Source organism: Pedobacter steynii (assembly GCF_900103665.1).
Classification (GTDB): domain Bacteria; phylum Bacteroidota; class Bacteroidia; order Sphingobacteriales; family Sphingobacteriaceae; genus Pedobacter; species Pedobacter steynii.
Genome location: NZ_FNGY01000001.1, coordinates 655246 through 667443, shown reverse-complemented (window position 1 = coordinate 667443; position 12198 = coordinate 655246). Strand labels below are relative to the sequence as shown.

The 12198-nt window shown below is 41.0% G+C and carries 9 protein-coding genes and 1 riboswitch; of the genes, 2 read left to right on the top strand and 7 right to left on the bottom strand.

The window, feature by feature from the left end; genetic code table 11:
- Window positions 1-29: 29 nt before the first annotated feature.
- The 3 genes from BLQ87_RS02600 to BLQ87_RS02590 are packed head-to-tail and all read right to left on the bottom strand — an operon-like array spanning window position 30 to window position 4142.
- Entirely contained in the window at window positions 30-881 is an 852-nt protein-coding gene (locus BLQ87_RS02600) for a cell surface protein (RefSeq protein WP_143010310.1), read from the bottom strand.
- 47 nt (window positions 882-928) lie between these two features.
- The gene (locus tag BLQ87_RS02595) at window positions 929-2080 is read right to left on the bottom strand and encodes a YncE family protein (protein WP_245723781.1); all 1152 of its coding nucleotides are present in this window, start codon (window positions 2078-2080) and stop codon (window positions 929-931) included.
- 1 nt (window position 2081) lies between these two features.
- The gene (locus tag BLQ87_RS02590) at window positions 2082-4142 is read right to left on the bottom strand and encodes a TonB-dependent receptor (protein WP_074604558.1); all 2061 of its coding nucleotides are present in this window, start codon (window positions 4140-4142) and stop codon (window positions 2082-2084) included.
- A 97-nt stretch (window positions 4143-4239) separates the two neighbouring features.
- A riboswitch (cobalamin riboswitch) is annotated at window positions 4240-4445 on the bottom strand.
- Between the two features lie 113 nt (window positions 4446-4558).
- Here BLQ87_RS02590 and BLQ87_RS02585 point away from each other — a divergent pair.
- A complete protein-coding gene (locus BLQ87_RS02585; RefSeq protein ID WP_074604557.1) occupies window positions 4559-5812 on the top strand; it encodes a serine hydrolase in 1254 nt (417 codons plus the stop codon).
- Window positions 5813-5824: 12 nt separating this feature from the next.
- Window positions 5825-5959, top strand: a complete 135-nt coding sequence (locus BLQ87_RS34160; RefSeq protein WP_262502357.1) for a hypothetical protein — start codon at window positions 5825-5827, stop codon at window positions 5957-5959.
- 196 nt (window positions 5960-6155) lie between these two features.
- Here the strand turns inward: BLQ87_RS34160 and BLQ87_RS02580 are convergent, their stop codons facing one another.
- From BLQ87_RS02580 to BLQ87_RS02565, 4 genes are all read right to left on the bottom strand, one after another.
- Window positions 6156-7034, bottom strand: coding sequence for a polyphosphate kinase 2 family protein (locus BLQ87_RS02580; protein WP_074604556.1), 879 nt, complete (start codon window positions 7032-7034; stop codon window positions 6156-6158).
- Window positions 7035-7238: 204 nt separating this feature from the next.
- Window positions 7239-9872 (bottom strand): TonB-dependent receptor, encoded by a 2634-nt coding sequence (locus tag BLQ87_RS02575; RefSeq protein WP_172664801.1) that lies wholly within the window; start codon window positions 9870-9872, stop codon window positions 7239-7241.
- A gap of 153 nt (window positions 9873-10025) precedes the next feature.
- The gene (locus BLQ87_RS02570) at window positions 10026-10967 is read right to left on the bottom strand and encodes a FecR family protein (protein ID WP_172664800.1); all 942 of its coding nucleotides are present in this window, start codon (window positions 10965-10967) and stop codon (window positions 10026-10028) included.
- Between the two features lie 60 nt (window positions 10968-11027).
- Window positions 11028-11579, bottom strand: coding sequence for a sigma-70 family RNA polymerase sigma factor (locus tag BLQ87_RS02565; protein WP_074604554.1), 552 nt, complete (start codon window positions 11577-11579; stop codon window positions 11028-11030).
- Between the last annotated feature and the right edge of the window lie 619 nt (window positions 11580-12198).

Sequence of the window (12198 nt, the reverse complement as noted above, 5' to 3'; positions counted from 1 at the left end):
TATTTTTATAATGTTTAGGTTGTGTACATTTATTTAACAAGACTCAGGTCTGCGACACTTGAAATCTCTGTAGAAAGCTCCCCTACGGCTTTCAGGTTTGCCTGAATACCCGTTTGGATTTTGATAAAGTCTATGCCCGATAAGACCACACTTTTCCCATCTTTATCTACCGCATTTGAAATGTCAATTGCATCTCCGGATACCAGGTTATCTGCATATCCTGATGCGAAAGGCATACTTGTAATCAGCCCTGGATTTGTCATATTGATATTAGATGATGGAAGTAATGAACCTTTTAAGGTGAGTTCAGTGTTACTAAGCCAGTCCGGATAATAAGATTGGCTATGAACAGTATTCGCGCCTACTATTCCTGTATTTCCCTGATTGTCTTTCCAGCTAACATCTCCTGTACTGGGCACAGGTCTTGTATAAGTCACTTCGTAATTCCGTAAATACCCTGTTTTACCAAATTCACTTCCTGCGATCTCATACCAGGTATCGTCAGCTTTACCGTTTTTATTGTCGTCTTTCATCACCCATACGATTCCTGGTTCCGCAAAATTTGACTGTGCGTTTCCTTTTATCATTAAGTCTGCAAGATCCTTTCGGTTAAGCACGGTATGGTCAAATCCAAGAACAATGTATCCGCCCCAGGCGCCCAGACTTACCAGCCCCTCTTTTCCTAAAATGCTCTTTGCCGCCGACATGCTGCCCAGGGAAAGATTGATAAACTGACCAGGTGCAGGCGCATACTCGACTAAACTGGTCACAAACTGATTACTTTCAGGAACAACAGGAGTTTCAATTTTCCGGTCCTTTTTACATCCAAACCATAATACACTTGCCAAAAGCGTGATACTCAAATAATGTTTAGTATTCATTGTGTTTGATTTATAATGATTTAATTGTGTCATCTTTAACGCCTTCTTTACCTGTAAACAAAAGCAAAATGAGCTGGGATATCTCCCGTTGTCACCTTCCATTTCTTTACCCCTTCCGGACTAAAGCAATACAGTATTCCCGGTGAAACATAATTCCCTGCATCGGTTACAAATACTTCTTTCGTAAAAGGATTCACAGCAATTCCATAAGGGATCACGATATTATTATCCGTTCCGTCTGTAATAAATTTTTTGTCCAGCACTTTCTTACTGATCACATCCAGCATACCATAAGAAACGGTCATCTTTCCGGTATGATGGCTCCATTCAGAACCATAGAAATAAACAACGTCATTACTGATCGTTAAATTACTCACTGCAATATCATATTGTAGTTTTACCTGATCTGTCTTTGTATCGATCACAAATAACTTGGAATTGATATCCAGATAATCCCCTCTGGAAGTTACGTACAGGTCGCCAAATCTATCCGCCTTTAAACGGTGAAGATTGATTGCAACATCAATTCTTTTTGTTTCTGTAAAGGAGTTCAAATCAATAACTGAAACGGTACGTTCATAATTGTTGGGGCTGTAACCTCCTGAGTTGGCTACATATAACTTATCGTTAACAATCGCCATTTCCTCCGGCTGCCGTCCCACTTTCACCCTTTTTACTTCTGCCAAAGTAGTCGTATCGATTTCTGCGACAATTCCATTCGGTTCTGCAGGATTCCCAACCTGACCTAAGTAAGCACTTACATAAGCCTTACCTTTATTAAAGGTGATGTACCGGCAATTGGTGATGTCAATTTGCTTGATGCGCTTACCCGTTTTCGCGTCTAACACCTCCACCTTATTAGAAATATTAACAACGATATATAGTTTAGAACCATACACTCCTGCATCATTGCCCACATCTCCAAGGCCTTTTACCTGTAATGGGTTGGCTTCGCTGTAGATATTCCTTCTATATTGTCCGGCTTCAAAGTCTATAAAGTCAAGAGAAGCTTTGTTCATTCCCATGTTGCCTTCGTTGACCAAATAAATACCTTTAATAGGGTCATTAGGTCTTGGCGGAAATAAATATTCCTTTTCTTCCTTCGGTGGTTGAAGATCTTTTCGACAAGCACTCATCAGCGCCATTACTAACAGCAAAAGTGTGAATGCATTTTGAAATTTATATCCGATTTTCTTCATGTCAATAATCATAAGTCAAGCTAAAACGATACGAACGGCCAGGCATTGGATAATTCGTAATCACCTCATATGGTTGGTTTAAAAGGTTGTTCAATTCTGCGGTAACCTTAACTTTCCTTTTCTGGATCATGGCATTATAATGTATGGCGAGATCATGTGTATAAAAAGGTTGTACATAATTGACCGCAATATTCGCAGACTGGTCATAACGTTCGCCAGTATACAGGTAACTGTAATTCAATGCGAAATTTTTATAGGCTGCACTGGCCAGAAAAGTAATGTTGTGTAAAGGGACGTACGGGATCTGTTCGTTATAAGTCGTTGAAGCAGGATCTGAATCCCGGGCCTGCTGGTAGGTATAACTAAGGCCGGCATTCAGGCTCAGATCTTTATTGAGCTGCCAGGAAGACTGCATATTTACATCCAGACCTTTCACCTCTACTTTTCCAAGGTTTCTCATACTCCACATGGCCTGTGAGGTTCCCGGAACGGCAACGATTTTATCTTTAACCTTATTAAAATAAGCATCCGCCTGTATAGAAAACTGGGTTAATGCCTGATCTTCGTATCCTTTTATATAAGTAAAACCGAGATCATATTGTTTGGTATACTCCGGCTTAAGCACCCTAAACTGATAAAAGGTATAGTACAGGTCATTAAATGTTGGCATCCGGAATATGCTTTTGTAAAAAGAACGGATTCTAAATTCCTTTTGGTCAAATGGCTGCCAGGACACCATTACAGTTGGTGTAAGCTCATTCCTGTTCCCGGATGCAGGCCCGCTTTTCACCTTATCGTAGGTTAAAGTACTTAGCAGATTTGCCTGGATGTCCAGTCTCTCGAAATGAAGTTGTGTAGCCAGTACATTTAAAAAAGTGTTTCTGGTCGGATAGGCAAAACGGTAAAGATTGGCGTTCATATCATTAATCTGATAATCTGTTGACCAAACTACGTCCCAGAAATCATTGATTTTTAGTTTATTTGCCAACGAAAGGTACAATTCCTGCTGATGATACTTATTGTTCAAAAGTCCGTCTGTCGTTACAATATTCGGATCCAGGTAACGTAAATAATCGTTTGAATATTTCACAGTAGCCATCAGGCTATACTTTCCTATGTTCTTTTCATAAGCAGACTGTACAAAGAAATTCCGATTCCACTGACGCTGAGAAAAGTGCCATACGTTGGCAACTATAGCCCCAGGTAAACCGTGATTGTCTTTATAACCATACAACTTAACACTCCATTTACTGCTATCCCGAAGAACTCCGTTCAGCCCCAGTTCCAATCTCATGGACTCGACATCACCATCAGTCCTTACTCCGGTAGTATCCCAGGCACCATTTGTAGAACGGAATTTATATCGCCCATTGGCTTTCTTAAATTCAGCACTAACGGTACTGTAAGTATGATCGGTTATTTTTGTCTGCCACAATAGCGAAGGGTTGACCAGCCCAAAGGAACCTGTTCTGAAGACTCCTTTAATCCGGTTACTCCTGCCATCTTCAAAACTGGGCGTTCTGGCTTTCAGGTATAAAGAGCTTGCCGAAGCAAAGCTTTTCGCAGATTGAAAAACATTACTCTTCTGTCCGTTATACAATTCAATCTCTTCAATATTATCCAGCGAAAACTTCCCAAGGTCTACTTGTCCGTTCTGCGCATTCCCAAGCTGAACCCCATCGTAAAATACAGCGGTATGATTGGTCCCGATACTGCGGACATTGATGGTCTTCAACCCACCAATACCTCCGTAGTCTTTAAGTTGTACGCCGGAAAAGAAACGGACCGCATCTGCAACGGAAAGGCTGTTCAGCTTTTCCAGATCCGCACCGGAAAGAATTTGCAAGGGAGTAGAAGACGTTTGACGTCTGGTGATTTTTATCGTTCTGATCTGTACCTCTTTCAACTGGTTTACCTTCTCCAGGGAGTCTCTCCTGGATAATTTTACTGAATCCCGCTGTGCCAGTAAATTTAAGGGCATAATTCCCCCAAGCCAGCTGATGGCCAGGAAAGTAAAAAAACAAGGGTTTATACCTTTAATGGTAAAATTGTTTCTTCTCATTTTTGTTGTGAGTTATTACCCACAGCAAACAGTTAGATCAAGGAAATGAAATACAAAAAACAAGCACTCACTCCAAGCTTCAATCCCCGAAAGCTATGAAATATTACACCTATTGGCAGGTCTTCTGACTTACTCCCGGATATTCTGCCTTCCCAATCTTTCACCGGAAAATTCCGGATCAGACAAGTGGCTTCGATTTGAATACCGTTATGGAGCTTACAGCTGCGGGACAGTTACGGAATCACACCGTATTCCCTTTTAATCCCGATGCTACCACCAGGAACCAAAAAGCGAGGCAAAGGTACTCAAATATCCAGCTAACAACAAACTTTTAGAATTGATCTGCTATTTAGCATTTCCTTGCTATCTTAGGACTACCATTCGTTTAACAATAAGACAATAATAATACGACAACGATGAAGACGAAAATCCCCACCCTGCTCATCCTGATGTTCAGCCTGAATACCATGGCCCAACAGCCTGATACTGTCCTCATCGAACAATTGATGCGCAACAATCCAGAGCTCTTCTCCAATATACTGAACCACCCGCAAAAGAATCAGGTACAATTATTATATACACAGGTAAACAGAAACAATAAAAACATCCCCAGCTTCAAAAGCTATAGCTATAACCTGGATAACCACAGGTACTTCTATCCTGCCAGCACTGTAAAACTCGCTGCAGTCATCTTTGCCCTGGAAAAAATCAATGACCTGAAGCTAAAAGTAAAAGACCTTAGCTCCAAAAACACCATGATCACAGATTCGGCCTATGCCGGACAAACAAAAGTATCCAAAGACAGCACAGCTGCAGACGGCCTTCCTGCTGTAGAACATTATATCAAAAAGATCTTGCTGACCAGCGATAATGATGCATTTAACCGTCTCTTTGAATTCATTGGACGTGCGGAAATCAATGCAAAACTAAAAAAACATGGCTTCAACGACAGCAGGATACTAAACAGACTGGCCATCGGCGATTCAGGTGAAGCAGCAAAGCATACCAACCCCATCAAATTCTATCATAAAAACACGCTGATCTATACTCAACCAGAGCAGAATGACCCCAAAGAATATCCCCTTCAACTGACCAATACCGTCATGGGAAAAGGATATATGGACAGTACAGAACAGCTGATCAACAAGCCCTTTAACCTGGAAAATAAAAATGCTTTTAGCATTTCCGATCAGCAAGCCATGATGAGGAAGCTCATCAGCCCTGAAGCATTTCCGGAAAACGAAAGGTTCAACTTAACCGCAGAAGATTATAAACTCATCTACACCCAAATGAGCAAGTTACCCACCGAAAGCATTTACCCATCTTATAATGCTACAGAATTCTGGCCTGCCTATGCAAAAATGCTGTATTATGGCAGGGAAAAGGATGCAGTCATTGAACCCAACATCAGAATATTCAACAAATACGGAGATTCCTATGGCTTCATCATTGACAACGCTTACATCGTAGACCTGAAAAATAAAGTAGAGTTCTTCCTTACCGCAGTGATCCAATCGAATGATGATGGCATTTATAATGACAATAAATATGAATATGAGACGGTTTGTTATCCTTTCATGGGAAATATAGGGCGCATCATTTATCAATATGAATTGGAAAGGAAACGTGACAGAACCCCAGACCTGAGCAAATTTAAACTGGCCTATTAAGTCGTCTATTTAATGAAAAAAGAAGCATTTTATTCAAAGACTGAAATCTTTGCCCTGAAGGGGTCAAATCTTTCTATGTCTTTTCATAATACGCATCTTTTTTCTGAAAACCCACAAGCTAGCCAGCAAACGATTAAAAAGCCATAGCAATTACCTAAATCCGGTATATTATAAAACAACATGTCGAATCTTTTATTACCTACCAATAGCCAGTTGTATTTCCAACTAACAGGTAAGCATCATGCTATTCAGAAAAAAGATGCATTCTGTGAGAGGGCATAGAAAGATTTGACCCCTTCAGGGCAAAGATTTCAGCCATCGAATAGATTGCTTCTTTTTTCTGTTAATCTTGAAGAAGCGCTTCCTTTATTTCAGCCAGTTTTTTCATTTCTGCTTCCGCAAGCACCGGGAACTTAAGATCCAACCGGGTAAAATGTTCTTCAAGAATCTGACTGATTGCCAACCTTGCGTGCCACTTTTTATCAGCAGGAATAATATACCATGGGGCCTGTTCGGTAGAAGTCTCTTCTATCGCCATTTCATAGGCTTCCATATATTCCTTCCATCTCCCCCGCTCTGTAATATCTGTGGAGGAAAACTTCCAGTTTTTCGCAGGATCATTGATGCGATCCAGGAATCGTGATTTTTGTTCGTCTTTGGAAACGTTTAAGAAGATTTTGATGATTGCAGTCCCATTGTCAGAGATGTGTTTTTCGAAGTTTCGGATACTTTCATATCTGTTTTTCCAAAACTTGTCGTCTATATTCCTGACGTCCTGATAACCTGGAATATTTTCGTTCAGCACATACTCCGGATGGACTTTACAAACGAGTACATTCTCATAGTGTGACCTGTTATGAATACCGATCCGGCCTCTTTCGGGTAATGCTTTATAGTGGCGCCATAGAAAGTCATGCTCATATTCTTCGGACGTCGGGGCTTTAAAACTGTATACCTGACATCCCTGTGGGTTTAGACCCGACATCACATGAGAGATTGCACTGTCTTTTCCTGCCGCATCCATCGCCTGAAAAAGAATAAGAACAGAATGAGTATTGGACGCATAGAGTGTTTCCTGTAGTTTACTTAGCTTTTCTTTAATTTCTTCCAGCTCCTGTTTTCCATCTTCTTTTTCCTGATCACCGTTGTAACTGGTTTGGTAGTCTTTTAATAAAACTTTCTTGCCCGGAACAGCCAGGTATTTTTCAATCTCTTTTTTCATTTTTATGATTTATCAGTCCTGGAACCGGCAACAGAAAATTACTGTCAATTGCCGTTTTAATTTAAATATAATGATACAGATACATATTATAGCATATACCATTCCAATAATGTACCGTTCACGAGTAATAATTGCCTTGTACGAACAAAAAAAGCGAATTTCATTGCTGAGATTCGCTCTTTATATGATACTTAAGAGATATATTTAGAATTTGAATGCAATCCCTGCTAAGTAATTCGACGGTTTTTGCGCTCTTCCATCAATAGCCCATGATTTTACATTACCTATGTTATTAGCTTTCAAACTGATCCTGAATTTTGGCTGATCATAAAAAGCTGCTGCGTCTATAAAGGTATATGATGGCAGGATAAAGGTATATTCTGTAAAGGTACCAGCGGTGGTTCCGGCCATCAGGGTGTTGGCAAAATAAGATTGGGAAACATAGTTTCCACCTACCCCTAAACCAAAGCCCTTTAGCATGCCTGTTGAAACCGAGTAATTGATCCATAAATTCCCAACATTGGCAGGGGTTTGTGTGGCCCTTCTGCCTAAGATTAAATTAGAACCTTTGGTATATTTATTCTCGTTGTAGCCATAACCAGCCACAATGTTCAAACCTTCTGCCGGATTGGCGATCAATTCAAAATCTACTCCTTTACTTCGCTGGGTACCATCCTGGATCAGAAAATTCTGACCGCCACGATTTTCAAATCTGGTCGAGTTCTTCACATCAATGTTGTAATAACTTAAGGTTACATTCAGTCTTTTACCAAACAGATCCAGCTTTATCCCACCTTCAATCTGATTTGCCTGTTGTGGCTTAAAAGTGCTGATCGTCCCGTCAGGCTGTGTCGCATTTGCCAGATTCTTAAAACCATTCTGATAATTCATAAAAATTGATACCTGATCTTTTATTGGTTGGTAAATTAAGCCCAGTTTCGGGGAATAGGCTGTTTGTTTATAGTCCCCTATCACATTACTATTGGCATTATTACGCGTACCCTTATTGATAAATCGATCTGCACGTAAGCTCAACATTGCCATAAACTGATCCGTAAAATTGATCAGATCAGAAGCATACACACTATACGTATCCTGCCTGAAATTTTGTGTTGGCGGATTCAAAGCCGCAAAAAGATTATTTGCCTGAGGCAAACTTATATTCGGGATATTCTTCGTTAAATCAATTTCATCCAGCGTAATTACCCCGAAGTGCATCTGCCGATACTGTGACATGTAATCCAGGCCTACTACCAAACGGTTACGTATCGGCCCTGCTTTGAAGTCGCCTGTAAAATTCTGTTGCACTTGCTTGCGTCCCCATTTATCCGGCATCCAGAGGCTGATCTTTCTTGAAATCTTGGTCTCATTTATCCAGGAATAATTGAACTGGTTAAACTGGTCATACGTACCCAGTGAATAGGCATAATTGGTCTGAGACTTCCAGTTCTCTGAAATCTTGTATTCCGCCTGTGCAAATACATTATTGGAAACCTGGTTCTGACTCGCCAGTGAATTGTCGATCAAACTCTGCTTGTAATCAATTGGCAAATCTTTAAAACTCTTGCCATTGAATAAGCCAGTTGGCACGGTTAGTAAAATGGAAGACGTACCTTTAACCCTGGTAATATCAGCATCTAAAGTAAGCTTTAAACGGTCATTGACCTGATACGTCAAACTCGGCGAAACCACTTGTAAGTTTTGGAAACCCTGATCCTGAAAGGAGTTCTCCTTATGCATTGCCCCGGTTACACGGAACAACAACGACTTGTCAGCATTCAATGGTAAGTTCACATCCGCGGTAAACCTGCTCAAATCAAAACTACCCTGGCTATAACTGATCTCTCCTCCAAAAGTTTCATAGGGCCTTTTGATCACATAATTTACAAGACCGCCAAAAGATACCATCGCCGAGCCAAATAAAGTGGAAGAAGGGCCTTTAATGGATTCTACACGTTCCACAGTAACAGGGTCAATATTGGTTTTCAACCAGGTTGCCATTCCATTACGGATATTGTCATTGGTCGTGAAGCCACGCGCAGTTACCGCAGGCATACCGGCTCCAGACCTGCTCACTACCGCCCCGGGAATATTCTTGTAAGACTCATCCAGCGTAGTCGCCATCTGAATGGTAATCAACTCCTTTCTAACCACACTATAAACCTGAGGATTTTCCAGATTGGCAATTGGCAAACGGGCAACAAATTCGCTTTCTTTGCGCCCGTATTTATTCACCTTTGCGCCGTTCACGACCACTTCTTTTAGATCCTGCTTGCTCTCATTCATAACAAAATCTACTTTTACTGCCTCAGCTGAACCTACCTGAACAATTTTGCTGCCAGTTTGTAAACCTACATAGGTAGCTGTTACCGTATAAGTTCCTGCAGGAATATTTTTAAACGCATAATTCCCCCTGGCATCCACCCCAGTACTGCGTAAGCCACGGATAGTTACGGTAACCAAACGGGCCGGCTCACCATCCTTTGTATACACCGTTCCGTTAATGCTGCCCTTACTCTGCTGGCGCACCGCAATATCGTTTCCCGTCGCACTGAAACGAAGACCCGATTTAACAGACAACTGGTTTAATATATTCTTCAAAGTACCGGAGGCAGGATCCAGTGTAATATTTTTATCCAATAAAGCATCTATTCCGGCATGCATAAAATTGAGACCTGACTGCTGACTAAGCTGCTCAAAAACAGCACGAACAGCTAAAGTTTTTGGCGTAATGGAAACCACCTGATCCGGATTATTTTGCCCTTTGGCGATCGAAAAGACACTCAGTAACGAAATCGTTAAGCACATCGAGAGCGCTGAACGTAGTTTTAAATTCATATTTTTGTATTTATTCATTAATTGCAAGATTGATGGTAATTTCTGCTACCGGCGTGTTAGCGCACGGCCGGTGGCTTCTTATACTAACAACCGCTACGGACTACCCTTATTGCTGGCTCTGCTCATATATGATATTAATTATTGTTTCAAATATTATAATGCTTTATAAATCTCAATCTCCTCTCCGCGCTGTTTGAACTTCAACTCAGAAAAATTCTCCATGAGTAACAAAACCCTGGAAAGTGCCTGTTCCTTAAACCTGGCTGTAACCAGGACACTCAGGTCCAAATGTTCAGGATTTTTAAACCTCACCCCATAGTACTGCTCCAATTTGACAATCACCTCAAATAACGGCGTTTGCTCAAACCACAAAGTCCCCTCCTTCCAACTACTCACCTGCTCCGGGACAACCTGTAAGACAGCAGTAATCCTGTGCTTAACCTTATCAAAAGAAAGTTGCTGACCTGGCTTCAAAATATGCGACGTCCCAGACGCTCCCTTAAAACGGATACTACCCTCCGACAAAGTAACGGCAAGCCTGGACGACCCCTGTAAATTTTCTATATTGAATTTGGTACCCAATACCCTAACCTGAGAACCGGAAGTATGCACAATGAAAGGCTTAGCCGGATTATGAGCGATACTAAAAAAAGCCTCCCCGGAAATGAGGTTTACCTCCCTGCTTTTACCGGCAAAAGATTGCGGCGAACGAAATACACTTCCACCAGCTAAAATCACAGAACTAGAATCCGAAAGCCACAAGGTGACCCGCCTGCCTACCGGAACCTCATAAGTTTTCATTGCTGCCAATTGTTCAGGAGCAACATCAGATTTGAACAAGAAAAAACCACAGACCAGGATTAGGCAGGCTGCGGCGGCAACAGAAAGATAGCCCCAAAAATCAGAGGTAGCAGAAATCGGGGTGATTTTTTCCGTAATCCCTACCCATATTTCCTGCTCCAGCCCGGTATCCATAAATTCAGATTCCAAATCATTATCTCCAAATTCAAGCCAGTGCTCTACCTCCGCCTTTTCGGCATCACTACAAGCTCCCTCTGCATAACGCTTTACAAGGTCAGGATTTAACTTATTCATGTTAATAGATACCATGAGTAAGGCGATACCCTACGGCAAAAAGAAAATAATAGAATAATTTTATTTTTTAGTGAACAGCGTATGGGGAATCAGCACTGATCGCAACTGAAAAAGAGCCTTGCTCATATGCTTCTCCACCGTCTTTACGGCAATACCTAACTCCATGCCAATCTCCCGATAAGTCTTTTCCTGCATGCGGCTTAAAATGAAAATTGTCCGGCCAGGTTCCTGGAGTGCATCTACCTGATCATGAATCTGGAGAGAAAACTCTTTTAACGTATACAACGTTTCGGGATTATAGCGTAAGACTTCAACCTTATCTTCATACCCGGTCTGTTCGGTAACAGGCTGTTTCAGTTTTTTATCACGATGATATTTCAACACCTGGAAACGTGCGGCTTTACTTAAAAATACCTCTGCAGCTTTCGGCTCCGGAAAAACCAGTTCCCTTTCCCAAACCGACACAAAAATATTTTGGGTCATATCCTTTGCATCAGATTGATCAGCGCAATAATACAAACACAAACGGTATATCCTGCTCCAATGCAGTTTGTATAATTCTTTAAAAGAATCATCCTCATAAATGTTCCGTCTGTTAGACCGTGTATCCATTGCTTCGCTGAAATGCGCAGCAAATATATACCTATTTAGAATTAGTACAAATAAAAGATTGCTCTTTAAATTCAGCAGGAGTTAAATTTCCTGGAATTCATGGAATCACAATTGTCGAAGCCAATGATTCTCAGCACTAACGCATGATTTCATGCGCTAAACTAAAGTATAAAAAATGTTTAAACCGATTAGTTTTTTAAGACTAAAGCTTATTTTGCAGGAATCTAAATTCTCAGTAATAGGGTTTGGACTGATCAGTAGCTTGTTCGCAGTGGAGCAAAGGCCTCTAGATGCAAATTGATTTCATGTTTCCTTCTCCAATAATAGAAAACGTGTCAACTCCTAGCAAGGATGGTGTTTTTCAGGGTAAATCAACATTTAATGCAAAATCAACCTGGCATAGATCAAGGCAACTGGAGAAGGACTGTTTCCGCTAATAAAGATTAGCATTTCTGTACCAATCTTTGGATGTAGATTCCGGATGATGACGATAAATAAGGATTACTACCAATAACAAAACAGAAACGACAATTACCCCTAGCAATGGGCTGCTAGTTGATTCTTTTGATTTTGGCTGTGTGAAACCCAAGAGGAGTTCCAAAATTATCCAAAGTAAATT